This is a genomic window from Acetobacterium malicum subsp. dehalogenans DSM 11527 (assembly GCF_000472665.1).
Taxonomy (GTDB): Bacteria; Bacillota; Clostridia; order Eubacteriales; family Eubacteriaceae; genus Acetobacterium; species Acetobacterium malicum.
In genome coordinates, this window is the sequence record NZ_AXAC01000003.1 from 110,517 (window position 1) to 134,248 (window position 23,732).

Annotated in this window: 25 protein-coding genes and 2 other annotated features (1 of these 27 only partly in view); of the genes, 4 read left to right on the forward strand and 21 right to left on the reverse strand. The window is 44.7% G+C overall.

Annotated features, from left to right (window positions below):
- Nucleotides 1-196: a binding site (T-box leader), on the reverse strand; it reaches 60 nt to the left of the window's first position.
- 70 nt (nucleotides 197-266) lie between these two features.
- The 10 genes from A3KS_RS0100540 to rplU form a co-directional block, all read right to left on the reverse strand.
- Complete coding sequence (locus tag A3KS_RS0100540) at nucleotides 267-1,973, reverse strand: B12-binding domain-containing radical SAM protein (protein ID WP_026393222.1); 1,707 nt, start codon at nucleotides 1,971-1,973, stop codon at nucleotides 267-269.
- 51 nt (nucleotides 1,974-2,024) lie between these two features.
- Nucleotides 2,025-3,122: a redox-regulated ATPase YchF gene (ychF, locus tag A3KS_RS0100545; protein ID WP_026393223.1), complete on the reverse strand. Its 1,098-nt coding sequence runs from the start codon at nucleotides 3,120-3,122 to the stop codon at nucleotides 2,025-2,027.
- 247 nt (nucleotides 3,123-3,369) lie between these two features.
- Nucleotides 3,370-3,714: a ribosome silencing factor gene (gene rsfS / locus A3KS_RS0100550; protein WP_026393224.1), complete on the reverse strand. Its 345-nt coding sequence runs from the start codon at nucleotides 3,712-3,714 to the stop codon at nucleotides 3,370-3,372.
- A gap of 28 nt (nucleotides 3,715-3,742) precedes the next feature.
- Entirely contained in the window at nucleotides 3,743-4,324 is a 582-nt protein-coding gene (gene yqeK, locus A3KS_RS0100555) for a bis(5'-nucleosyl)-tetraphosphatase (symmetrical) YqeK (protein WP_026393225.1), read from the reverse strand.
- A complete protein-coding gene (gene nadD, locus A3KS_RS0100560; RefSeq protein ID WP_026393226.1) occupies nucleotides 4,311-4,952 on the reverse strand; it encodes a nicotinate-nucleotide adenylyltransferase in 642 nt (213 codons plus the stop codon). The genes yqeK and nadD overlap by 14 nt, the downstream gene beginning before the upstream one ends.
- A 16-nt stretch (nucleotides 4,953-4,968) precedes the next feature.
- A complete protein-coding gene (locus tag A3KS_RS19585) occupies nucleotides 4,969-5,331 on the reverse strand; it encodes a YhbY family RNA-binding protein (RefSeq protein ID WP_051355560.1) in 363 nt (120 codons plus the stop codon).
- Between the two features lie 51 nt (nucleotides 5,332-5,382).
- Nucleotides 5,383-6,666: a GTPase ObgE gene (gene obgE, locus A3KS_RS0100570; RefSeq protein WP_026393227.1), complete on the reverse strand. Its 1,284-nt coding sequence runs from the start codon at nucleotides 6,664-6,666 to the stop codon at nucleotides 5,383-5,385.
- Between the two features lie 112 nt (nucleotides 6,667-6,778).
- Nucleotides 6,779-7,066, reverse strand: coding sequence for a 50S ribosomal protein L27 (rpmA, locus tag A3KS_RS0100575; protein WP_014356380.1), 288 nt, complete (start codon nucleotides 7,064-7,066; stop codon nucleotides 6,779-6,781).
- A gap of 16 nt (nucleotides 7,067-7,082) precedes the next feature.
- Nucleotides 7,083-7,409 carry a ribosomal-processing cysteine protease Prp gene (locus tag A3KS_RS0100580; RefSeq protein ID WP_026393228.1) on the reverse strand — a complete coding sequence of 109 codons (327 nt, stop codon included), beginning with the start codon at nucleotides 7,407-7,409 and terminating at the stop codon, nucleotides 7,083-7,085.
- Between the two features lie 8 nt (nucleotides 7,410-7,417).
- Nucleotides 7,418-7,735 (reverse strand): 50S ribosomal protein L21, encoded by a 318-nt coding sequence (gene rplU, locus A3KS_RS0100585; RefSeq protein WP_026393229.1) that lies wholly within the window; start codon nucleotides 7,733-7,735, stop codon nucleotides 7,418-7,420.
- A gap of 11 nt (nucleotides 7,736-7,746) precedes the next feature.
- Nucleotides 7,747-7,815, reverse strand: a sequence feature (ribosomal protein L21 leader region).
- Nucleotides 7,816-7,973: 158 nt separating this feature from the next.
- On the opposite strand from rplU, the gene srtB reads away from it, so the two are divergent.
- Entirely contained in the window at nucleotides 7,974-8,690 is a 717-nt protein-coding gene (srtB, locus tag A3KS_RS19590) for a class B sortase (RefSeq protein WP_051355561.1), read from the forward strand.
- Between the two features lie 84 nt (nucleotides 8,691-8,774).
- Here the strand turns inward: srtB and A3KS_RS19595 are convergent, their stop codons facing one another.
- From A3KS_RS19595 to A3KS_RS0100610, 4 genes are all read right to left on the reverse strand, one after another.
- Nucleotides 8,775-10,211, reverse strand: coding sequence for an alanine/glycine:cation symporter family protein (locus A3KS_RS19595; RefSeq protein WP_084504832.1), 1,437 nt, complete (start codon nucleotides 10,209-10,211; stop codon nucleotides 8,775-8,777).
- 206 nt (nucleotides 10,212-10,417) lie between these two features.
- The gene (locus A3KS_RS19600; RefSeq protein WP_051355562.1) at nucleotides 10,418-10,909 is read right to left on the reverse strand and encodes a nucleoside-diphosphate kinase; all 492 of its coding nucleotides are present in this window, start codon (nucleotides 10,907-10,909) and stop codon (nucleotides 10,418-10,420) included.
- A gap of 760 nt (nucleotides 10,910-11,669) precedes the next feature.
- Nucleotides 11,670-12,353 carry a TIGR03936 family radical SAM-associated protein gene (locus A3KS_RS19605; protein ID WP_051355563.1) on the reverse strand — a complete coding sequence of 228 codons (684 nt, stop codon included), beginning with the start codon at nucleotides 12,351-12,353 and terminating at the stop codon, nucleotides 11,670-11,672.
- The gene (locus tag A3KS_RS0100610) at nucleotides 12,346-14,193 is read right to left on the reverse strand and encodes a TIGR03960 family B12-binding radical SAM protein (RefSeq protein ID WP_026393230.1); all 1,848 of its coding nucleotides are present in this window, start codon (nucleotides 14,191-14,193) and stop codon (nucleotides 12,346-12,348) included. The genes A3KS_RS19605 and A3KS_RS0100610 overlap by 8 nt, the downstream gene beginning before the upstream one ends.
- A 284-nt stretch (nucleotides 14,194-14,477) precedes the next feature.
- Here A3KS_RS0100610 and A3KS_RS0100615 point away from each other — a divergent pair, with 284 nt between their 5' ends.
- Complete coding sequence (locus tag A3KS_RS0100615; RefSeq protein WP_026393231.1) at nucleotides 14,478-16,043, forward strand: Na+/H+ antiporter NhaC family protein; 1,566 nt, start codon at nucleotides 14,478-14,480, stop codon at nucleotides 16,041-16,043.
- Between the two features lie 76 nt (nucleotides 16,044-16,119).
- On the opposite strand, the gene A3KS_RS0100620 is transcribed toward A3KS_RS0100615, so the two are convergent.
- The 6 genes from A3KS_RS0100620 to A3KS_RS0100645 all read right to left on the reverse strand — a co-directional run bounded on the left by A3KS_RS0100620 (nucleotide 16,120) and on the right by A3KS_RS0100645 (nucleotide 20,575).
- Complete coding sequence (locus A3KS_RS0100620; RefSeq protein WP_026393232.1) at nucleotides 16,120-16,923, reverse strand: class I SAM-dependent methyltransferase; 804 nt, start codon at nucleotides 16,921-16,923, stop codon at nucleotides 16,120-16,122.
- Between the two features lie 62 nt (nucleotides 16,924-16,985).
- Nucleotides 16,986-17,417: an EamA family transporter gene (locus A3KS_RS0100625; protein ID WP_035354747.1), complete on the reverse strand. Its 432-nt coding sequence runs from the start codon at nucleotides 17,415-17,417 to the stop codon at nucleotides 16,986-16,988.
- Nucleotides 17,418-17,480: 63 nt separating this feature from the next.
- Nucleotides 17,481-18,230: a protein kinase family protein gene (locus A3KS_RS0100630; RefSeq protein WP_169727681.1), complete on the reverse strand. Its 750-nt coding sequence runs from the start codon at nucleotides 18,228-18,230 to the stop codon at nucleotides 17,481-17,483.
- Nucleotides 18,193-18,897: an ABC transporter ATP-binding protein gene (locus tag A3KS_RS0100635; RefSeq protein ID WP_026393235.1), complete on the reverse strand. Its 705-nt coding sequence runs from the start codon at nucleotides 18,895-18,897 to the stop codon at nucleotides 18,193-18,195. Before A3KS_RS0100635 ends, A3KS_RS0100630 begins: the two co-directional genes overlap by 38 nt.
- Before the next feature lie 133 nt (nucleotides 18,898-19,030).
- On the reverse strand, nucleotides 19,031-19,183 hold the full coding sequence (locus A3KS_RS0100640; RefSeq protein WP_414150027.1) for a transcriptional regulator: 153 nt from the start codon (nucleotides 19,181-19,183) through the stop codon (nucleotides 19,031-19,033).
- A 138-nt stretch (nucleotides 19,184-19,321) separates the two neighbouring features.
- Nucleotides 19,322-20,575, reverse strand: a complete 1,254-nt coding sequence (locus A3KS_RS0100645) for an MFS transporter (RefSeq protein ID WP_242834714.1) — start codon at nucleotides 20,573-20,575, stop codon at nucleotides 19,322-19,324.
- 181 nt (nucleotides 20,576-20,756) lie between these two features.
- On the opposite strand from A3KS_RS0100645, the gene A3KS_RS0100650 reads away from it, so the two are divergent.
- Nucleotides 20,757-21,653, forward strand: a complete 897-nt coding sequence (locus A3KS_RS0100650; RefSeq protein WP_026393238.1) for a DUF445 domain-containing protein — start codon at nucleotides 20,757-20,759, stop codon at nucleotides 21,651-21,653.
- Nucleotides 21,654-21,679: 26 nt separating this feature from the next.
- Nucleotides 21,680-22,702, forward strand: a complete 1,023-nt coding sequence (locus A3KS_RS0100655) for a branched-chain amino acid aminotransferase (protein WP_026393239.1) — start codon at nucleotides 21,680-21,682, stop codon at nucleotides 22,700-22,702.
- A gap of 287 nt (nucleotides 22,703-22,989) precedes the next feature.
- Here A3KS_RS0100655 and A3KS_RS0100660 read toward each other — a convergent pair whose 3' ends face one another.
- Nucleotides 22,990-23,580, reverse strand: a complete 591-nt coding sequence (locus A3KS_RS0100660; protein ID WP_026393240.1) for a flavin reductase family protein — start codon at nucleotides 23,578-23,580, stop codon at nucleotides 22,990-22,992.
- Between the last annotated feature and the right edge of the window lie 152 nt (nucleotides 23,581-23,732).

Here is a 23,732-nt window from a genome sequence, read left to right on the forward strand (position 1 = left end):
TTCTGAATAACGGTCAGCTCCGAAAAACCCTACTATAAAAGAAAGTGCCAGCAGGTGCATAACGCGACTTTCCAATCAATTTCAGGTTTACGACTCCAAGGTGGTTTTCAATTATCTGCAGTATAGGCAATTACAGCCAGGTTGCCTACTCTCTGAAACGTATGGATAACTTACTCGTCCTTATCAGCGTCTTTTTTTATTTTTATTGCTTATCAGTATAACCTTTATCTAACCAGGAATCAATACTTTTCAGCAAATTTAATATTTTATTGAATGATAATGCGCGAGCCCGCTGCCGAAAATACCATTAATCCCGGTTTGTCTGCGGGTGATAAAGCAGTTCCTGAGAGCCGACTGAGAAAGGCCGCCGAAAAATACTGAAATTTGACCCGGGTGTAGATTTTTTTCGGTGCCAGATCAATAAATTCACTCAGATACGTTTCAATGTTCTGGGAGTCTTTTAAAAACTCAAAAATCCATTCTTTATCAGGGCTGGTATCGCCCATGCCGGCTGGCAGTCGGAGATTCTGGGTGAGGAAATCAAATTTAAGCCATTCCCCGATCAGCTGGAATTCTTGATGATCCTTGAAAAAGTCCTCGAGGATCCCGAAGAGCTGTTCCTTTGATTTGCCCACATCATAATAACCCTGGCGGTCCCAATAATGGGAAAAGGCTTCAAAAAAATCAAAGGGGGTGTCATAAATCCGGGCTGCCAAAATAAAAGCCAGACTATCTTTGAAGGTGCCGCTATTGTAGTAACGGTCCACCAACATTTCAATTTGCCGCAATTGATAGAGTTCTTCAGCGCTGATGTACTTATTTGAAATAATTTCATAGGGCGGAAAACTGGCATACTGATAATTATGGCTATCCGCTTCTTCGCGAATCCGGGTCCCTTTCAGACATTTCAGGAAACCCAGCTGTAGCATATCCGGCTCAAGGGCAATCACCCGATTAAAGGATTCTTTGAAAACCGCATAGGTTTCATAAGGTAAGCCGGCAATCAGATCCAGATGAATATGAATGTTCTGCTGAGCCAACAGTTTTATTACGTGTTCTGCGGTTCTGGTCACACTGATTTTTCGGCCAATCGCCGAGAGTGTCGCCGGGGCGGTGCTCTGGACGCCGATTTCAAACTGGATCAATCCCGGCGGTGCTGTGGCAAGCAGCGCAATCATCTCATCGTCGATCAGGTCGCCGGTCATTTCAAAGTGGAAATTAGTATCGCCGCCCTGTTTAATCAGATAGAAAAATATTGCTTTAGCCCGGTCCAGGTTGCAGTTAAAAGTCCGGTCGACCAGTTTAACCTGCTTGACACCAGCCTGAATAAAGAAATCCAGTTCCGCAAAAACCCGGTCCAGACTCAACATATTCAATCCCTGTTTAGCCGAGGAAAGACAATACGAACAGGAAAATGGGCAGCCCCGCATGGTTTCATAATAAATGATTTTATGATCAAGACTGTCCATATCAATATTTAAATAGGGAAAAACGAATTGGTTTAATGAGACCGGTTCAGCATCGGGATTTTCGCTCAGTTCCCCGGCGCGGCTGCGATAACAGAGACCGGGAATGGTCCTTAAGTCATCCGGATCATCGTTTGCCAGTAATGCTCTTAGCTTGGCTTCCCCTTCGCCCTGGATAATGAGATCGCAAAAAGGGTGGGCTTTCATCAGTGCCAAGCCATCAAAACTGACCTCCGGTCCACCCCAAATAATCTGCACCTGGGGCCGGGCTTTTTTAAGGACTTCGGCCAACTTAAGGACAAGCTCCATATTCCAGATATAACACGAAAAACCAATCCGTTTGGTATTCAGATCCAGCAACAGCTTGATGATCCGATGAAGCGGATCGTTGATCGACATTTCCAGAATTTCGACATCAAAATCCGGCAATTGCGCTTTTAATGAACGAACGGCCAGATTGGTATGGATGTATTTGGCATTGATGGCGACTAAAACAAGATCTTTCACAGTAACCTCCAGGTAATTGGGTGGTGTCAGTTCATAACAGTTAATGAAAAATTATACGTTAAACCGGAAAAAAGTAACATCGCCATCTTTCATGACATACTCTTTTCCCTCCACCCGGGTAACACCGCTTTCCTTGGCTTTCACTTCAGAACCGGCTTCAATCAGTTGATCAAAGCTGGTAATTTCAGCCCGAATAAATCCGCGCTCAATATCACTATGGATCTTGCCGGCGGCCTGGGGCGCTTTGGTGCCTTCGATAACCGTCCAGGCCCGGATCTCCTGGGGACCGGCAGTTAAGAAAGTTATCAGACCTAAGAGCTTATAGCCGGCCCGAATAACCTGATCCAACCCGGATGCTTCCAGACCCATGTCGGATAAGAACTCAGCTTTTTCCTCATCATCAAATTGAGCAATTTCTTCCTCAATTTTTGCCGATATTTTAATAATATCGATATGATTTCCGGAATGGTTTTCCAAAACAGTGGCTTTCAAGCGCGTTACCATATCATTATCTTCATGAAGATCGTCTTCAGAAACATTGGCAATGTACAGGACTGGCTTAATGGATATCAGTTGATTGGTTTGAATGAACTCCCATTCGTCGGCAGTAAACTCATCATCATTGGGCATCTTACCCGTCTCCAGAATTTCCCGCAGACGCATGGCTACTTCGATATTGGCTTTCTCCTGGGGGTTTGTTTTAGCCAGTTTTTTGTTCTTTTCAATCCGTCGATCGAGCATTTCGATATCTGAGAAAATCAGTTCCAGATTAATGGTTTCGAGATCGTCAATGGGATCGATTTTTCCTTCCACATGGACAACGTTGTCATCTTCAAAACAACGGACAACATGAACAATGGCATCAACCTCGCGGATATGTGAAAGAAACTTGTTACCAAGACCCTCACCTTTGCTGGCGCCGCGCACGAGACCGGCGATATCGACAAATTCGATGGTGGTGGGAATCACTTTTTTCGAGTTATACATTTTTTCTAAAACCGCCAGGCGGGGATCTGGTACCGTCACAACCCCGATATTGGGGTCAATGGTGCAAAATGGGTAATTGGCAGACTCTGCCCCAGCCTTGGTCAACGCATTGAATATGGTGCTTTTCCCGACGTTGGGTAAGCCAACGATTCCTATCTTCATAGTTACCTCTTTCTAATTTTCATATTAGATAATTGCGAAAGTATCGTGAACATTGTTCAATATTTATCCCTTACGCAACTGTCACATTTTCTTATTAATGATATTTGTTAATTTGGTTCGAGTCCAAACATACGGGCTGGACTCAAAATTAATCCTGACATTTAAAAAGGTGGGTTTCCCTGGTCCCGAGGGATCAAGAAGTGCCACCATTTCGATTTGTTCAGAGATTGGTCTGACAGACAGCCGTCTAGCGACTGACTGGGCTGTTTTTCCAAAGTTTTTCAAGGCTATAAAACTCGCGTTCCTCAGCATGGAAAATATGGATGATCACATCGTAATAATCCAATAAAATCCAACGGCCTTCGCGTTGGCCTTCGATGTTTTTAGGGAATATTTCTAATTCTTTGGCTTCATATTCAATATTGTCAGCGATGGCTTTGACCTGACGTTCAGAACTCCCGCTGGCAATAACAAAATAGTTGGCGATGGATGTCATTTCCGTTACATTAATGACCTCAATGTCGATCCCATTCTTGTCTTCAATCCACCCTTTTATTTTTTGTGCAAATTCTTCTGGATTAATAAAAATCACTCACTTTCTTTTATAATTTTAAATTCTTTTATTTTAATTTCAGGTTTTTAGTTTTGATAATTAAATCATTTCGGGCATCGATGGTTCGCATGTGAAGCAAAGCACCGGTTTGAGCTACATGACAGATGCAGTTGGTCAGTGCCATAATGGTGGCCCCGTCCAGATCAGTTTCGGCTATTCCCCGAATGATCTCAACCCCTGGGAAGGAACGGTCTTGTTCAATATAATCAGCCAGATAGATGATCTTATCCAGGGTGCTCATATGCTGGCAACCGGTGGTATGACAACTAATGGCGTTTTGAATCGCGGCATCTGTGACGCCATAACGTTCTTTGGCCAGTACCGCGCCCACTGGGCCGTGTAGCAATTGAGGATCATTTTGACTGACCCGATCGATCTTGATCTGGTGCTGTTTGGCATAGTCCAGCTGCTGCCCATCGGTTAGATTCTTGGCACAGTCATGCAACAACGCCGCCAGCCGGGCCTGCTCTGGATCACAGCCAAAGGTGCGGGCCAGTTTTTCAGCTGCTTCTATCACATTCATCGTGTGCCTAAACCGTTTTGGGGTTAGCCGTTTTTTTAAATCAGCTTCGATATCAGTCCAATTCATCGTTAAACTCACTTGAAGTGTTCGGCAAGTAAAGGTGATGTTCATGAATGTAGTCTGCCACCGCATCGGGTAAAAGGTAACGGATCGAGTAACCATTTTTGATCCGCGCCCGGATGTCCGAAGAGGCGATATCCATTTCAGTGGCGTACAGTTTAAAGATAGATGCCCCGTAAATCTCCTGCAATTCTTTGATCCGCATATCCAGTCGATCATGACTATAGCCCGGCCGGAAGGTGGTGATAAACTTCACCGACTTCAACAGCTCCGGGGCACCCTTCCATAAGGTGATTTCAAACATTAAATCAGCCCCGGCGATGAAATAAAAATCGCAGTCCGGATAAATTTCTTTAATGATATTGATGGTATCAATGGTATAGGTGATGCCATTCTGATCAATTTCATGGGTCAAAATTTCAAAACTGTCATTGCCGCCGATGGCCAGTTCCACCATTTTCAGCCGATGTTTTCTGGCAATTTCGTCCTGAGATAACTTAAATGGGTTATTCCCGGTGGGAATAAACAATACCTTATCCAATTCATATTGATCCCGGGCCGACTCTGCCAGCAGCAGGTGACCCGTATGGATGGGATTAAAACTTCCTCCCAGAAGACCGATTTTTTTCTTCATCTCAAACCCTTACTTATTATGAATTTGTGAATTTTCGTGATGGACTTAGTGCTTTTTTCTTAACCCGTTTAATGGGTTTCTGATTTTTTGTCGGCACTTCGATTTTGGTTTTTAATAAATTCTTTTTATAAAGAATGAATTTACTTCCAATGGTGCAGACAATATCAGATTTTGTGGCAGCGGCTAATTCCCGGGCCACATTATTGACATCTTCCAGAGAATTATTCTGAACCTTTCCCTTGATCAGTTCCCGGGCAATGATGGCATCCCTGGTCTGCACGATGACTTGTTCGGTGATACCTTCCTTACCGATGAAAATGATATCGGGAATATCCATGGCAAGCTTTCTTAAATAACTTCTTTGTTTACTTGTTAACATTTTTTCTCTACTTTCTACGACGCTATTATAACATATAATAAAGCGGGAAATCTATTTAAAATACTCAAATTCGATGTCTTCCAATTGAACCACATCTTCATCCTGAATGCCCATGCTTTCCAACTCTGCGAAGACGCCTTTATCTTTCAGAACTCGCTGGAAGAAGCCAATGGAATCCAAATCTTCAAAGTTAACCGAAGTAATCAGTCGTTCCAGGAAGGCCCCCTTAACCACAAATAAGTGATCAAATTTTTCAACCGTGAATTGCTTTTCTTTAAAGTCTGGAGTGAAAATGGTTTCTGCTTCGGGTTCAAAGTCAAAGATTGGTTCAACTTCGCCAATTTCATCCAGCAATTGAATCGTCCGGCTTAACAGTTCGTTGAGTCCCTGACCGGTGACGGCTGAAATAACAAAGACTTCATAGCCCAATTTTTCCAATTCAGCTTTTAATTCATCCGTTTCCGCTGGTTCAGAAAGTAGGTCAACCTTGTTCAAGGCCACGATCTGAACCCGTTTTGCCAATTTTTCGTTGTATTTTTCCAATTCAAAATTGATCTTTTTAAAATCATCCAATGGTTCCCGACCTTCACTGCCAGAGGCATCGAGAAGGTGAATCAGAAGTTTGGTTCGTTCCACGTGTCGGAGGAACTGATCCCCCAGTCCGGTACCCTCATGGGCGCCTTCAATCAAACCGGGAATATCGGCAATCACAAAAGGATCGAAATTTCGCCATTCGACCACACCCAGATTGGGCACGATGGTGGTAAAATGGTAATTGGCAATCTTGGGTTTGGCTTTGGTGATAACCGATAGAAGGGTTGATTTACCAACATTGGGAAAACCAATCAGGCCCACATCGGCCAGCAGTTTCAGTTCAAGAATAACAGTGCGTTCCTGACCCTTAACCCCACCCTGGGCAAAACGAGGTGCCTGTCTGGTGGCAGTTGCAAAATTCATATTCCCACGTCCACCCCGGCCGCCTTCGGCTACCCGGTATTTTTGACCGTGTTCCGAAAGATCGCAGATGATCCGTCCGGTCTCTTTATCTTTAATAATGGTTCCTACCGGTACTTTGATGATCAGATCTTCACCGGTTTTACCCGTCGATCGACAACCGGTACCGTTTTCGCCATTTTCCGCTTTGTGTTTTCTTTTATATTTAAATTCCATCAGGGTCCGAAAACCATTGTCGGCCATAAAAACAATATTGCCGCCATGCCCTCCGTTACCGCCATCAGGACCGCCATTGGGAACGTATTTTTCGCGGCGGAAACTCATCCCGCCGTGTCCGCCGTTGCCAGCCTTCAGAATAATCTCTGCTTTATCTACAAACATTGCTACCTCGCTTTTTTTATGGTATCTACCCAAACAACAAAAAATAAAACCTCTTATCTTGTAAAAACGAGCATAAGAGGTTTTATGGATGTATTATTTTGTCACTGGAAAACTAGATGGCTTCCCGAGGATAAATACTTACTTGTTTTTTATCTCTGCCTTTTCGTTCAAAACGTACGATACCATCTTCTAATGCGAATAATGTATCATCTCCGCCTTTTCCAACGTTAGTACCTGGGTGAATTTTTGTTCCTCTTTGACGAACAAGAATATTTCCTGCTAGTACGAATTGACCGTCTCCTCTTTTAACTCCAAGACGTTTGGCTTCACTGTCACGACCATTTCTTGAACTACCAACCCCTTTTTTATGGGCGAATAGTTGAAGGTTCATTTTTAACATGTTGTTCACCTCCTATTTATTGTTCTTCAAACTGGATATAATCTCCATAAGCTTCCTTGATCCCCCGGATGCCCAGGAGATAAGTCGAAATCAGGGTATCTGTTTCCAATTTCATTGATTCATCTGTGATTTCGGGAATGATAAAGTGGACATAGCCTTCTTCGATCACTTCGCCAAGATCTTTCCGACCAACAATTTCGGTGAGACCGTTTAAGATGCTGATGGTTAAAACTGAAACAGCAGCACAAACGATATCCTCGCCATGATCAGCAAAACCGGCATGACCAGACACAATTATTTCACTTGCTTTATTATTCTTACCTTGAATCTTTACTGAAATCATAAAATGTCCTAGGCTTGGATGCCAGTAATTTTAACTTTCATGAATGGTTGTCGATGACCTTGTTTTTTACGATAATCTTTTTTAGATTTATACTTGTAAATTATAACCTTAGGTCCTTTTGCAACTTCTAAAATTTCAGCCTTAACAACAGCATTTTCAACCACTGGAGTACCAATGATCATTTCGCCATCTTTGTTGACTGCTAAAACTTCAGTAAAAGTAATTTCTTTTACATCTTCTTCTGTGAAATTGATTTTTTCAATTTGAATAACATCATTTTCTTGAACGCGGTATTGTTTACCACCTGTTTTAATAATTGCATACATGATTCTACACCTCCTCATACCAGACTCGCCACAAAAGGTGCTCTCGACTTAAAACCTTGTGTGTGCGGCTACATAACTTTATAAATATTAACATGCGCAGCACATAAAGTCAATCAAAATAATAAATAATCAAATCCTGTCATGCAATAAGAACTTTAAACGCCTGAACTCTTTTCATTTTTTTGGTGATTTTCAGGATAATTGGGTATAATAATAATAAATGAGCTTTAGGAGGAAAATGAAATTGCAAAAAAGCATGCCTAGAATAAAGATTGTGGCCGTCGTTTTACTAATTGTTGTGGCGATGGGATTCATTATTTATAATTTTTATCCGAAGATTAATCAAACGATGCAAAAGGATAAAATTATTGCCGTTGCCAAAGAAAACCATACCGAGGTCGCCGACCGTATTGATTTTGCTGCCCTACTGGCGATCAATCCTGAGACTATCGGTTGGGTTCAAATCGAAGGAACCCCGTTGGAGTATCCGGTTGCGCAAACTGATAACAATGATTATTATCTGTCCCATAATTTTTTAAAGGAAGCATCCTTTGAAGGCGCAATTTTTCGGGACTACTTAAGCGATCCCGTCACGACCCGGAATCACGTCCTCTATGGTCATTATATGTCCGATGAATCGATGTTTGGCAGTTTGTGGAATTATCAGGATCAGGCCTATTTCAAGCTCCATCCGGTGATTCAGTTTGACCAACCCGGGAATCCCGGTGATTGGGAAATCTTCTCGGTTTATATTACCGAAGCCGAATACGATTATCGCCAGCCCAGCTTCGCCAACGATACTGATTTTATAAATTATATGAATCGGTTAAAAGCCAGGTCGCTATATGACACTGGAGTGGTCGTTTCACCAACTGATGAAGTACTGACCCTGTCAACCTGTATTTACACCTTTGATGATGCCCGTTTTGCCGTTCATGCCCGAAAAATAAAATAACTATAAAAGTGTCCGCAACTTAGACATCATTTATCATGATGCTTAGTTGCGGACACTTTTTTAATGCGTTCGCACGATTATCAACTATTTGTTTTCGACAACTGCTTTCTTGCCCAGTTTTCTTAATTCCCGCTCTGGTTTGATTACTTTTTCTTCATAATCAAAACATTCTTTAGCAATGACATTGCTTAAAACAAGCAGTGAGATCAGGTTTGGAATCGCCATCAAACCGTTCATCGTATCTGAGAAATCCCAGACAATCTGCAGGGCAGTAGTGGCACCGACAAAGGCGACCAAGCTGTAAAACAGACGATAAATAGTTACCGCGATCGGAGCTTTAATCAAGTACTCCAGAGATTTTTCGCCGTAATATTCCCAGCCTAAAATCGTTGAGAAGGCAAACAACATAATCCCAATGGTGACAATGTATCCACCAATTGGACCCAATGCCGATTCAAATGCGGCAATCGTCAAATCTGCGCCACTGAGTAGTTTGCCGGCTTCGGTCATGGTTCCCAGTACCCCGGAAGAAGCAATAACCAAACCGGTGATCGAACAAACGACCAGGGTATCAAAGAATGTCCCGGTCATATTAATATAACCCTGTCGTGAGGGATGATCGGTTTTGGCAGCAGCTGCAGCAATCGGAGCCGAACCTAAACCCGCCTCATTTGAGAAAACACCCCGGGCAACACCCCAACGCATGGCGCTGAGCATGCTGGCAATCACGGTACCGCCGACACCACCGGCAACTGCCATTGGTGAAAAGGCCATCGTAAAGATTTGAGCAATACCTGCTGGTAGATTTTCAAAATTAATAATAATAACTAATATCCCAGCAACAAAATAAAATACTGCCATAAATGGTACAAAAACACCACAAACCCGACCGATACTCTTGATTCCGCCTAACAGCACAACAATTGCCAGGATCGTAATTATCGCACCGGTAATCCAGGTTGGGATGCCAAAGGTTCCTAACACCGCACCGGAAATGGAATTTGCCTGAGTCATGTTACCGATTCCAAAAGAAGCGACCACCGCAAAAGCCGAGAACAGCACCGCCAGGATTGACCCGATAGTTTTGTTTTTGAAGCCATTTTTCATGGCGTACATTGGTCCGCCAGCCATTTCGCCTTTGGAATTTGTTTCCCGGTACTTAACCGCCAGAACACTTTCTCCGTATTTAGTCGAAAGACCAAATAAGGCACTGATCCACATCCACACTAATGCGCCGGGTCCCCCCAGTACCATAGCCGTAGCTACCCCGACAATGTTACCGGTTCCAATGGTTGCCGCCAGTGCCGTCATCAAAGACTGGAATGGCGAGATATCCCCACTCGATTCTTTTTTTGATGGATCCTGTTTGGTAAAAACCGATTTCAACGCATAGCCCAAGTTTCGCCATGGCAAAAACTTCAACCGAATTGTTAAAAAGATCCCGGTTCCCATGAGTAAAGCCAGCATTACAGGTCCCCAAACAAAATTGTTGACAGCTGCAATAATTTCAGAAAAATTCATCTTAACCCCCTTAAAAATATAGTGGGATCATTTTATCACTATTTTTCTCACTTCACAATAAAAAATTAACCTAAACTGACTAATGACAAATATTTACCAGCAGCTGATCCGGATCAGGATCAAGAGGTAATATGCCAATTTCTTTAGCTATTCTTAATCAATTCTTTAAAAAGTTAGTCTTACTTTGATAGCTGAATTGATATGATTCAGTCAACCAGGCTGATCAGAGGAGCAAACACTTCATAGGTTTCTGGTTCAAACCATAGCTTTAATTCAGCTAATAATGATTCATTTGAATCGCTGCAATGGATTAAATTATAGCAGCACCGTTCTTCCTGGTCAGCACTTTCAAAGGAATCTGTCCCCAGATCACCCCTGATTGTACCCGGCCGGGCCTTGGATGGATCGGTGGCACCAGTTAATTCCCGGGCATTGGCAATGGCATTTTCGCCAACTTGACTAAGAATAATCGGAATCATCGGTTTTCCGACAAAAGCCATAATGGCCATTTTTTTAAAAGATTCCCCCAGTTTTTCAACTACGTGTGCATAATGGGTTAAGATTAAATTTTCATCAGCACGCTTAAATCCCATCATCTCAATCTGAAACCCCTCCTCAATAAATCGACGGATAGTCGGTTCCACTAACTCTGCTTCCAGAGCGTCCGGTTTCATAATAATCAAAGCGTATGTTTTCATCGTAAGCCTCACTTTCAGGGTTTTATTTAGAACTATTTTACAGCGATTGGGTGAATAAAACAACGATCAAGAAATAAGTACAAACAAATAAAATTACAAAAAACGCTGAAGCCGATTCCACATCACTGTGCAGAACCGGCTTCAGCTTTTAACTTCTGATATCATTCCTTTTGGACTCACCCCTTTCAATTAACCAAAAATCTTCTATTCGCTTTTCACAAGTAATAAACACTTAACCTGGGAAACTTTGTATTCAGAAATCTAAATCTGTTTTACAACCTGGAATCATATCCATTTTTACGGTTTTTTTCCATTCTATTTCCTATTTATTGTTAATTGAAATCTCCTGTCAGGTGGATTATTATCTTTGATCCATTATTCGTATTTATGGCCACATCATTTTGTACTGTTAAATATTTGATGTTCTTTTTCCATAATGTAAATACCGATCTCTAATCAATCACACAATGATTTTCTACAACCTGACCATTTAGCCAATTAGACTCTGGTCACTGTTGCATCTCAGGAGGTGACAAGTGATAAAACTTAATTAATCATCCGGTTTGGGTTAAATTTCAGTTCGAACCGATCACCGTCTTCCGTTAATCTTTATCAGCAGTTAAGGTTTATTTACTTTTCAATGACCGTGTCAGTCAATCTGGAAAAGGATTGAGTTGATCTTTGATTTAGCTAAATTATAGCACGTTTTTTTTAAAGGTCAAGTCTTTTTTTGTAAACGTTTTTATGCCTTATGTAAACCTTAAGCATCGGCTGTAATCAGCAATTTTTCCCGATGAATCTCGATGGTGGGATCAATGAGAAAGACAGCACTATTCTGATTATTGATACTCTCTAAAATCTGTTCCGGCTTGACACATTGTTGCTCAATATAAATCAGGGTCATTTTGATGTTGACCTTATCAGTACCCGGGTCGGCAAATACCGCAATCGATTCAATAAAGGGCCGAATATCTTTTTCCACATACTTCCCTTTTTTATTTCTTTTCTGGATCAAAATCTGCGGCAGCGCCAGATATGACTGGATTGCTTCTGCCAGTGCTGCTAAATCTGTTTCCGGTATAACTTTAATGCGAATCCGATAGACGCTCTTGCTCAGCGCTGCTGACAGCGAGCCAACCCCTTCGCCACAGATGTTGGCGGAGACGATTTCCAGACCATTGGGCAATACCTTATTCATGCGACTGATAAATGTTTCGACATCGATGTCCTCTGACACAATCACTTCGCCGTATTCGCCATCACTGGTCAAGCCCACGGACATGGCCAGAGCGAATGACATTCGGGGATGGGGATTAAAACCCTGGGAATATTCAACCGGCATATTTGCCCGGCGAAAAGCCCGCTGAAACAGGCGCTGCTGATCCAAATGGGATAAAAAACGCAGCGGAGTGGAGCGCTTAAACTGATATTGAATTTTAACCATTGCATTTCCATCCTTTCTTGAATTCCATAATGCCGCAATTTGAACAACTTTCCGGGCAAAAAGGAGTTGTCACAGCCGCTTCGGCTTTTTGCGCCTCGGCTTTTAAAAATTTCTTGGTAACCCCGGTATCAATGAAATCCCAGGGCAGGATTTCGTCGTAGTCGCGGTTTCGTAGAGCGTAAAAATCCGGATCAATCCCGGCTTCGACAAAGGCTTCGGTCCATTTCTGGAGATCAAAGTATTCGCCCCAGCCATCAAAGCGGCAGCCCTTTTGATGGGCTTTTTCCAGTACCAGACCGAGGCGGCGGTCACCCCGGGCAAAAACCGCTTCCAGAAAGCTGACTCCGCTGTCGTGCCAGCTGTAGGAAATCTTGCGATCCTTAATGCTGGCTTTTAAGTGACGCTGTTTGTTTTTAAATTCTTCTGGCGTATTCTGTCCCATCCACTGGAATGGAGTGAAGGGTTTCGGCACAAACGATGAGGCACTTAAGACGACTTTCAGACTTTTATTTCGGGACTCCCGATCAATTTTATAGTACTCATCGACGACCTTTTGACCCAGATCGGCAATGCCTTCGATGTCTGCCAGGGTTTCGCCCGGCAGACCAATCATAAAGTAGAGCTTGACGTGTCCCCAACCCTTTTCAAAGGCCGTTTTGACGGTATCCATCAGGTTTTCTTCGGTTACGCCTTTATTGATAACGTCCCGCATCCGCTGCGTTCCAGCTTCCGGGGCCAGGGTCAATCCGGCTTTCCGCACTTTTTGAATTTCTTCCAGCATCTCAATGCTTAAGGAGTCAATCCGCAGTGATGGCAGCGAGATACTGACTTTTCCGGATTCAGCATCACAGACCAGGTTTTTGATCAGGGTTTCTATTTCGCTGTAATCACCGGTGCTCAGGGATGATAATGAAACCTCATCATAACCGGTAGCTGCGATCAGGGCTTTAATTTTTGACTGGATCGTCGGTACGGTTTTTTCCCGGGTGGGCCGGTAGATCATCCCAGCCTGGCAAAAGCGACAACCGCGGCCACAACCTCTAAAGATTTCGTAGCTGATCCGGTCATGGACGGTTTCGGTATAAGACACCACGATTTTATCCGGAAAGTAAGCCTGATCCAGGTCTTCAATAAATTGTTTGCGGATCGTCGCCGGGGCTTCTTCAATAACTGGGGCGAAGGCAGTAATCACACCGGTTGTTTCATCATAACTGACCGCATAAAAAGCCGGCACATAAACCCCTTCAATCGCTGCCGCCATTTTCAAAAAGTCCTGACGAGCGCCACCAGTTTTCTTCCACTCCCGGTGGGTCGCCATGATTTTCAGAATCACCTCTTCCGCTTCGCCGATGACAAAAATATCAATAAAGTCAGATAGCGGTTCGGGATTATAGGCGCAGGGCCCCCCGGCAATGACAAAGGGTTCGGCTTCTTTTCGCTGGGCGCTGCGCAGGGTAATCTTGCCTAATTCCAGCATATTTAAAATATTGCTGAAGCTCATTTCATATTGCAGCGTAAAACCGACAAAATCGTAGTCGTTTAAGGGCATCATCGATTCCAGTCCGTACAGAGGCAGATCATGGCGCCGTAATTGTTCTTCCATATCCACCCAGGGAGCAAAGACCCGCTCACACCAGATATCTTTTTCTTCGTTTAGTAATCCATACAGAATTTTCATACCCAAATGGGACATGCCCACCTCATAGGTATCCGGGAAGGCAAAGGCAAAGCGAATCATCTCCGGACTTGGGATCTTATGGACCGCATTCACCTCATTGCCAAGATAGGTGATCGGTTTTGTGACCAGGGGTAAAATATTTTTTTCGATATAATTATTCATTCATTTCCTCATATTTATAATTTTTTAAAAGTCGGCCTAATTTTAGCACACCTTATCTTACATGATTCTTAACAGCTTGTACAGTCCCCGCCTCAGAATAAATATTCACCGCTTCAGCTTAGCTCCAGTCATTATTAGAAAAGGCGCATTTGATAAACGATATCAATTGTGATAGACTACTCCCTGTTTGAAAATTTTAAGTCAGGTATTGCGAAACTGCTACTCAAATCTCACGGTTGTTTTGCAATTATCTGAAATTATTATGTTCGTGAAAGGAGAAAAAATTGTTTGAAACAGTCGATGTGGGCATTTTGTCCATCATTCCACCAATTATTGCCATTGTTTTGGCTTTGATTACTAAAGAAGTTATTTCTGCTTTGTTGATCGGAATCCTCTCCGGAACTCTGATTTATGTTGTTAGCAGTGGCGGCGGAGGCCTGATTGAAATGGGTACGGTGGCTTTTGGTTTAATCGCCGAAACCGTCGGTGAACCGGGTAAATTCAATATCATCCTATTTTTGGGGCTGCTGGGTGCCCTGGTTTATGTCGTGACCATTGCCGGCGGTTCACGGGCCTATGGCAACTGGGCCGCAACCAAGCTTAAATCCCGACGCAGTGCCCAGCTGGCCACCAGTGTTCTGGGCGTGATCATTTTTGTCGATGATTACTTCAACTGCCTCACTGTCGGCACGGTCATGAAACCCGTTACCGACAAATATCAGATATCCCGGGCCAAGCTGGCTTATATCATCGATTCTACCGCGGCACCAGTGTGTATCATCGCACCGATTTCCAGTTGGGCGGCAGCAGTGGGCTCGACGCTTTATGAAACCGGCGCGTTTCAGAATGAACTGAGCGCCTTTATCGCAACGATCCCCTATAATCTCTATGCCTTATTAAGCATTTTGATGGTCATTATTCTGTCGGTGACTAACCTCGATTTTGGACCGATGGCCCGGATTGAAAAGCAGGCCATCGAAACCGGCGAACTGGGGGCCCTGGATACTGAACTGGAAGAAAAAATTCTGATGGATGGCAAGGGCACAATCTGGGATCTGATCATTCCGATCAGTTCACTGATTGCCTTTTCAATTTTGTCAATGCTCCAGAACGGCGGCTACTGGTCGGGCGAAGGTTTATCCCTGTCGGAAGCCTTCGGTAATTGCGATGCCTCGGCAGCTTTGGTAATGGGGGCCTTTTGGGCACTGGTGGTGACCTTCCTGCTCTTTGTTCCCCGGAAACTGATTGACTTTAAAACCTTTATGGGGGGGATTGGTGAAGGGATTAAAACCATGGTCCCCGCTTATATCATCCTGACCCTGGCCTGGACCATCGGGGCGCTGTGTCAGGATCTACTCGGTACCGGCCTCTTTATTGGCGAACTGGTCAAAGCCAGCAGTATCCCGGTGGGCCTGATTCCGGCGATGATTTTCCTGGTCTCGGCGCTGCTATCCTTTTCCATCGGCACTGCCTGGGGTACCTTCGGGATCTTTATTCCGATTGTCGTGATGATCTCCCAATACACCGCCCCGGAACTGATGGTTGTAACCTTATCGGCGACGCTGGCTGGCTCGGTTTTTGGCGATCACTGTTCGCCCATTTCAGATACCACCATCTTATCGTCCACGGGAGCCGGCTGCGATCATATTCAACATGTCTCAACCCAGATGCTCTATGCGGTTCTGGTCGCCACCTGCAGCTTTATCGGCTATCTGGTCGCCGGTTTGAGCTATGGAAATCTCCTGTTGACCTGGGTCACCTCGGTAGGACTGCTGATTGTCTCGCTGGTCGTCTTCCATCGAATTTCTAAAGCCAAACTCGATCAGCTTAATTTTGCTAGTATCGATTAATTCCGCTGGTTAATACCAAAAATTTTAAATGTCCGCCATTCTACAAATTAGAATGGCGGACATTTTGCTTTTTGTATCAGGATTGTTTCCAGATCAATTCACCTTTTCGTTGCTGCAATAATTCCGTGACCACTTCATTTTCTGCAACGGCCTCCAGGTATTGATGAATGCGGCTGGCCTGCTTTGGACTTTCCAATACGGACAGTTCCCGGGTGTAAATCTCTTGTGCCTTTGCCAAGGGAAATACCCGTTTATGAATTCCGGTTTCGTAAGTCAATTCCGGGAAAACACCTTTTGTCCATAACAGATTGAAAATATAGTTGATCTTATTAAACTGACGGACATAGCTCTGATCGGTCAGGCGATAGAGTTTTTCTTTCAAGCCACTGTGTCGTTCCACAAAGGATGATAAATAGCAATAGCCCCGGGAGTATTTCATCATTTTATAGAGATGATCCGGCTTATGAATGGCCGGAGACATGCTGGCGATGACCAGATCAAAGGCTTCCGCGTAGTGAAAGCCATCCCAATCCGAGTGGATAAACGCAGTATTTTTCAGACCTTCAGCGGCGGCATTGGCACTGGCATAGCTGAGCATCTTGTCGGAAAAATCCAGACCCACCACTTTTCTGGTTTTTTTTGCCAGTTCAACTGCAAATTGTCCCGATCCACAGCCGATATCCAGGACCGTTGATTCGGCATTGATGATTCCTCGATCAATTAGGGCTTGAACTTTTTCCAGACGGTTTAACTGGGCATCTACGGTTGATGACGACAGGTTATACTCTTCCGCCCGGAAGTTCCAAAACTCAACCGTCGGTTCTTTTTTCTGGTTATCGCTTAACCAGAGTTCTTCAAAATAATTTGTGTTTAACTGCATTTTGTCTCACTCTCCTTTTCAACTTCAGTTCAGTTTTTAGCCAATACATCTCGGTATTGTCACTAGCGATTAATAAAAAACAATCCGGCCAGACAAAGGGCGATTCCGACCAGATGATTGATGGTCAGAACCTCTTTGTAGAGTAGAATACCAATCGGGATCAGCAGGATGGCCAATGAGATATTGGCTACCAGCGAACCCAGACTGATGTTCCATCCAGCCCGGTAGGCTGTAATATAACCAAATTCCAGGGCCACAACGGAAATCCCCAGGGCGTAGCTGGTCCAGTTGAGCCGTTTAAATGATTGGACAATTCCTTCGTCCAGACCATTGGTCAGCATCAGAACCAGCGTCAATAGCGCCGCCACCAGATAGGTGACCAGCAGCGATAAAAACGGATTGGCAGTTGCCGGGGTCGACTTGGTACAAATATTATAAAATACATTGGCCGTGACGATTAGAATAATAGGCAGATAGTAGGTTAATTCATTCACAGCTGTAAAGCCCTCCCCTTTTGATTAATACGATCATTGGTAATTAAGAAAGTGACGTGAGTATCAGTCCGTATTTTTTAGCCAGGCATGATTAAAATCTTCTGTTACAGCCTGAGAATTGCGATAGGGCCTTTTAATGTAAAGCAGACGTTCGATGACTTCCCGCTGGGCCGGCTTTAAGTTGAGCTGGGCCAGCGAAAAATTATTTGAACTGGCGGCCATTTCATCACAATTGGCGGCCAGTCGCAGAAAAACATCACCAAGGCCCCAGCAGTCGGGATTAAAGCGGCTGTTAAGCCGTAATACCCCGCTGGCAGTCCCAAAATCAATCAGCGACAGCTGCTCACCGGTCCATAACATATTGTCGGTTTTGATGTCGCGATGACTGATGTTAAGTGCCGCAAGATACTCCATCACCGCGATTAATTGCGCCATGATGGCTGTAATTTCAGTTTTACTAAAGGCGTAATCCCATTCCAACAAATCAGCCAGTGACTGGCCCGGCATTTGTTCCATCACCAGTCCGTAGAAACCATCCCGATCAAAGACCTGGATCAGTTTGGGGATAGCTGGATGGTCGATTTTTTTGAGCAATTTACTTTCCCGGGTCAGCTTTTCTTTGCGGCGTTTGACATCATTGCGATTAAAGATCTTTAAAACATAGCGAACTGCATCCCGGGAGACCAGAAAGCAGCTGCCAAAACGACCTTGGGCAAGCGGTTTAACCAGCGCAAAGCCATCCAGGGCCAGGGTTCCGCAAAGCGTTCTGATCCGGCTACCACTCAATCTCATCAACGGATAAGGGCTTTTCATTGAGATAACTTTTCTGAACCTGACCATTTTTCATGATAATGACCTTGTCGGCCATGGGCGTTATGGCCTGATTGTGAGTAATCAGGATGACGGTCATCTTTTCTTTGCGGCTGGTTTCCTGGAGCAGTTTTAAAATATTTTTGCCGGTATTGTAATCCAGGGCGCCAGTGGGTTCGTCACACAGCAACAGTTTCGGTCGTTTGGCCAGCGCTCTGGCAATGGCCACCCGCTGCTGCTCGCCGCCGGACAGTTGGGAGGGAAAGTTCCCCAGCCGTTCTTCCAGGCCAACACTTTTTAAGACTGTTTCAGCATCCATCGGATCACGACAGATTTGCGTTGCCAACTCGACATTTTCAACGGCGGTCAGGTTTTGGATCAGATTATAAAACTGAAACACAAAACCGGTATCATAACGCCGATATTCCGCCAGCTCGCGGCGACTCAGAGCCGCGACATCTTTTTCCCCAACAATCACCTGGCCCTCATCGCAGTTGTCCATTCCGCCGAGAATATTTAGCACCGTTGTTTTTCCAGCTCCACTGGGCCCGACCACCACCGCAAATTCGCCTTCATCAATAAAAAAATTGATCCCGTTGGCGGCATTAATGGTCACTTCCCCCATATGGTAACGCTTATGTACGTCTTTAAATTCTATAAAATGTTCCATCTTTTTTATCCTTCATCTCTTAATCGGGGAGTCGCTCCCCACGCAAACATTTATGCTGCTACCAGTATAACGAATAAATCTCAGAAAAGCCAGTTTAGCTCGAAAAAAAAGAAAGGTTTCCCTTTCTTTTCAGTTATTTTTTGGCTGGTTCCCATTTGCAACGCACCGGGGACACAATGGCTTCTTCTTTTTTTAGCTGTTTAAAGGCTTTGTCCACTTCTTTACGATCAACCTTCAGGGCTTTTTCGACTTCGCCAGCAGTCATCGGTACTCCCTGCTGTTTCATTAACGCTAAAATTTTATCCTGCAGTTCCATAATAACCCTCCAAATTTACTCATTATTTATCAGTACATTCTTGTGCCGATTATAACATAATAGTCTTAATTCGGGTTTTAATTGAACAACAATTTTTATTGCAACGGCTTAATTTTCGACCGCGGCAACAATTGACGACTGGCTTAATTTATTACTTTGAATCCCTAAAATGTGATTCAGTACTAAAGCGATGGCTGCGAAAACAATGATAACAATGAAGGTTGATCCGTAACTGCCGCCGGAGCTCTGCAGTAAATAACTGGAAATCATTGGTCCGATGATGGCCGCCGGTACCAGTAAGAAATTGGACAAGCTGAAATTCAGCGGATAGTTTTTCGAACCAAAGCTGGAATTGATAACCACTGAAGATAAGGCTGGTACCCCACCATAGGTAACCCCAACCGATAACAGGCCGATGAAGATAAAGATGACATTATTCATAGTTGCGCCCATTAATAAGAAAACACCAGCAACCAGTAACAGAATGGTGTTGGTTGCCATGGTTTTGCCTCTGCCGACCTTATCAAACAAGGTGCCAATGGCCACCCGGCCGCCGCCATTAAATACCGAAACTAATAAACCCAATTGAGCTGGTGCGCCAAAGGCCACAGCAATGGTTGCCGCGCTACCGATGATCAGCAGTCCTGAAGCGGTAATCATAATTCCCCAGAAGAAATAGGTCCAGAAAACGCCGGTTTTTAACATTTCTCCGGCGGTGTATTCTTTTTTCTGACTGGCTTGACCGGCCACAGCCACCGCTTTTTTGGGTGCCATTTCCGGTTTCTTGATAAAGAAGGAACCTAACGCCATCACTACCGCGCCCATAATAGCCAGATAGAAAAAGGTTTCCAATACTCCGACACTGCCAATAAAAGAGCTGATCATGGTCCCGAGGATCAGTCCCCCTAGACCAAAGCCCATCAGCAAAATCCCTGATGCCAAACCGGCTTTTTCGGAAAACCATGGCACCACCGCACTGATAATTGAATTGTAGCCCATCCCGACGCCAGTTCCGCAGAGTACTCCATAAAACAGGTACAGCAGGATTAAACTTTGTCCCGGTTGGCTCGGATCGATTTTCGAGACCCCGAAAAAACCGATAAACAGCATCGCTGCCGCCATCAGAACAATGTACTGGTTTTTGATAAAGCGGGTTAATTGTCCGCTGACAAAACCGCCAATACAAAAAAAGATAATTGAGATTGTAAAATTAAGTGATAAGTCCGTTACAGTCCAGGTTTCAAAGACCTTGTTCAGCGGGGCCCTAAAAATTGACCAGGCATACAATAATCCCAGAAACAACAGCATGATGGTTCCGACACATAGGTAGATCCACCGTTTTAAATTCTCATTTTTCATCATTTCCCTCTGCTTCCAAAAATTTTCTTGCTTTATTGTATCAGCTAGCTAAAGTAAACACAATAATAATTACCAGTAATTGTTATTCCTGTTACTGGTTTTTATCATTCTACTGGACAGCTTGTTTTAAAAAGATTAGAATATACCAAAAGCTACTAACCAGAAGTTACAACAGGAGGAAACCATGGATTTATCATTCTTTATTGGTCCGATCATAGGGGGCATTATCGGACTGATCACTAACGGCATCGCGATTCGGATGCTCTTTCGCCCCCTCAAAGCCATCAAAGTATTGGGATTGACCCTCCCCTTCACCCCAGGCTTAATTCCCAAAGAAAAACCACGCATCGCCAAATCACTGGGCGACGTGGTCGCCAACAATCTGCTCAATCAGGACGTCATTAAAAATGGTCTGCTATCCCCGGAAATGGACGATAAGATCGCCGTCGCCGTCAATGGCCTGATCGCAAAAAAAAGCACCAACGATGAAACCCTGCGGGAGCTGTTTTACGCGTTTTCCGGCGCCGAACGGGGTGAGCAGATGATCACTGATGTGACATCCAAGGTGGTCGGTTTTTCTTACGAACGGATGGTCAAAATGGAACTTGGGCCGCTCTTATCGGAAATCGCCGTCACCGAAATTGTCAGCAATCTGCAGGGTTCAATGTTTGCGATGCTAATCAATGAAAACCTGATCAGTTCCGCCAAGGTTAAAATGTCTGAAATCATCGAACGGATGGTGGTTGAAAAAGGCGAGGGTATTCTCGATAATATCTTTGAAAAAGAAAGCACGAATCTACTCGACAAACGGCTTTGCGATCTTTATCTCGAATACGAAGACCGGATTCCGGAATTTGTCGCCTGGGTTATATCGACCTATCATCAGCTGATCGACAAAAACATCGGCATTTTAATTCACGCCCTGGACTTATCAAAACTGGTTGAAGATCAGATTAACGGCTACGATGTTCTGACTTTTGAAAAAATGATTCTGGAAATTATGAAAAAAGAACTCAACGCAATTGTCTGGCTGGGCGGATTATTGGGCTGCATTATGGGCCTGGTAATGTCCTTTGTATAAGAACTGAAATTTAAAAGGAGCTAAAAATGACTAAAAAAGTAGAAATTAATTGGGATCAATTGGGATTTGATTATATAAAAACGGATTATCGGTATCTGTCGATCTGGAAAGAGGGTAAGTGGGATGACGGGGTTATGACTGAAGATAATGTCTTGCATCTGGGCGAAGCGGCTCCCTGTCTGCACTATGGACAGCAGTGCTTTGAAGGACTGAAAGCCTATCGGACCAAAGCCGGCGAGATTCAGTTGTTTCGGGTGGACCAGAATGCCAAACGCTTCCAGGATTCCTGCCAGCGCCTGTTAATGCCGGTGATTCCTGAAGAAACCTTTATCAAAGCCTGCCTCGATGTGGTTAAAGCCAACGAAGCCTATATTCCGCCCTATGGCACCGGCGGCTCACTGTATATCCGCCCGATGATGATTGGGGTCGGCAATAGTGTGGCTGTCAAGCCAGCCAGCGAATATATCTTCACGGTTTTCTGTATGCCGGTGGGCGCTTATTTCAAGGGCGGCCTGACACCGGTTAATTTTATGGTCTCCGACTATGACCGGGCGGCCTGTAATGGCACTGGCCAGCAGAAGGTTGGCGGCAACTATGCGGCCTCGATGCTGGCGCATGAAATTGCGGTACAGAAAGGCTTTGCGGATTGCATTTATCTGGACCCCNCCAGCCACACCAAAATCGAAGAGGTCGGCGCCGCCAATTTCTTTGGCATCACCAGAGACAACCGTTTTGTCACCCCCGACTCCCCCTCGATCTTACCCAGCATCACCAAATACTCGCTGCTTTATCTGGCCGAACATGTTTTGGGGATGGCCGTATCCGAAGAGGATGTTTTCATCGACGAACTGGATCAATTTGCCGAAGCCGGCGCCTGCGGCACCGCCGCCGTGATCACCCCGATCGGCGGCATTTTCCATCACAACCGGTTACACGTTTTTTACAGCGAAAGCGAAGTAGGTCCGGTCACCAAAAAGCTCTACGATACCCTCACCGCCATCCAACTGGGCGATCTGGCCGGTCCCGAAGGCTGGATTACCAAGCTATAAAAGAGTTTGATTTTGGACTGCCGTACCGACCAATTGTTAATCTGTTGTTCGCTGCGGAATCGGACACTAATAAGAAATAAAATTTCTTATTAGTCGCGGACAGTCGCCAACTACAAGCAAGCTTGTGATTGGCTCGTTGCCTCCACGCAGGTTTATCAACCTGTTCGCTCCGATGCGTACAACATGATGTAACAATTGTCGGCACTACGTTTAATTTAAAATGAAGCAAGTTAACTGTACACTTTTTGCCAACCTCAAAAGATGGGTTTACGCCCATCGTTTGAGGTTTATTTTTGCTGCGCGGGTCGTTTCTTCTTTTTATTTTTGCGGACTGAATAGCCGAAGCTGCCGACTTTTTCGCCCAGGCCAAAGTACTCGCCGTGGACGTAGGCCAGTAGATCGGCCTGATCCAGATGGAGTTTACCGCCAGCATCAATCAGGGCGTCCGCCACATGGACTGCCAGAATCTCGGCCATAAACAGATCGTGGGTACCCAGCGGGATGATTTCTTTGACCCGGCATTCCATACTTAAGGGACTGGCTGCCAGCATCGGGCTCTTTACCGTATCGCCGGGGATTGTGGTTAAACCCATTCGTTCAAATTTATTCATGTCCCGGCCGGAGCGCACCCCGCAGAAATCGACGGCTTTGACCAGCGCCACGGTGGACAGATTGATGGTGAACTCCCGGGTGACGGCGATGATTTCGTAGGATAGTCGGCTGGGCCGCAGTGAAATATAGGTCATCGGCGGTTTGGTATTAAGAACCCCGGTCCAGCCCACCGTTAAGATATTTTCTGATGCGGCCTCGCCACAGGTTACCAACACCGGGGGTACCGGGGCCAGCAATACCGATCCCGGCCATTTTGTTTTACTCATTGTGTTTTCTCCTTTGTCTGCGATAACACCATTATAGCAGTTTTACCATAATTATGGCAGAAAATCGCCGCCACCCGGGCCCGGGGACCGCTGAAAAGCGTCGATTAAACCATTTAAACACAATTTTTCTTGCAATTTCTTTGCTAAGCCGA